This is a genomic window from Micromonospora sp. DT68 (assembly GCF_049847245.1).
Taxonomy (GTDB): Bacteria; Actinomycetota; Actinomycetes; order Mycobacteriales; family Micromonosporaceae; genus Micromonospora; species Micromonospora profundi.
This window is the reverse complement of record NZ_JBNCNZ010000058.1, coordinates 1-890: the sequence shown is the minus strand read 5'-3', so window position 1 is coordinate 890 and position 890 is coordinate 1. Positions and strand designations below refer to the sequence as shown.

The 890-nt window shown below is 69.2% G+C and carries 2 protein-coding genes; both read left to right on the top strand.

From position 1 onward, the window contains the following. The first annotated feature begins 51 nt into the window (after positions 1–51). Positions 52–447, top strand: coding sequence for a VOC family protein (locus ACPXB1_RS30615; protein WP_355598207.1), 396 nt, complete (start codon positions 52–54; stop codon positions 445–447). After that, positions 444–854 (top strand): hypothetical protein, encoded by a 411-nt coding sequence (locus ACPXB1_RS30610; RefSeq protein ID WP_355631848.1) that lies wholly within the window; start codon positions 444–446, stop codon positions 852–854. Before ACPXB1_RS30615 ends, ACPXB1_RS30610 begins: the two co-directional genes overlap by 4 nt. The last annotated feature ends 36 nt before the right edge of the window (positions 855–890 follow it).

The following is an 890-nucleotide window of genomic DNA, read 5'->3' as shown; positions in this document are numbered from 1 at the left end:
TGCCGCTGTCGGAGCACGGGCGGCGAGCACGACGGACCTGCGTACGCTGCCGTGGTGCAGATCGACTTGGTGGCCCTGATCGTTGACGAGTACGACCCCGCGATCGCGTTCTTCACCGACGTACTCGGCTTCGATCTCGTCGAGGATTCCCCGTCGCTGACCACTGACGGGCGGCCCAAGCGGTGGGTCGTCGTCCGGCCGCCGGGTGCCCAGACCGGGATTCTCCTCGCTCGCGCCGACGGCGAACACCAACGTGCCGCAACCGGTAACCAGGTAGCCGGCCGAGTCGGGTTCTTCCTCCGAGTCGACGACTTCGACCCCGCTTACCGACGGATGGTCGAGGCCGGTGTCACCTTCGTCCGGGAGCCACGGGCCGAGCCCTATGGCCGGGTCGCGGTCTTCCTCGACATCGCCGGCAACCGGTGGGACCTCCTCGGATCCGCATGACGTCGCCGCAGGTGCCAGTCGAGGCCCTCAGGTCAGTCACCCTGATTTGCCGCGAGCTAGCCGACCGCACGGTGAGCACGCGCGTCCTCTATGGCAACTTCAGGTTCCGCCCGCCGTTTCCGCGGCTGCGGGCGGTGACCCGAGCGGTAGAGACGGACTTCGCCGCGCTCGACCCAGACGTGTGGGGCTGCGACGCGGTGCGAACCTGCAGCGTCTGCGATGGGCCGGTTGACGGTGAGCTTCGCCAGGTCTGGATCTCTGGCCTGGTCGCCACCGACGTGTTGCCGTTGCTGGCAAACGCATGCTCCGGGGCCTGCGTGGCGGCACTGCCGCAGCGGTACCTCGGCTACCTCCCGACGCCGCACACCGGCGGCCCGGACCTCGTTCAGCCGGCCGCCGGGCGATGAGGCGGCTACCACGAGACCACCCGCAACTGCCGAGAA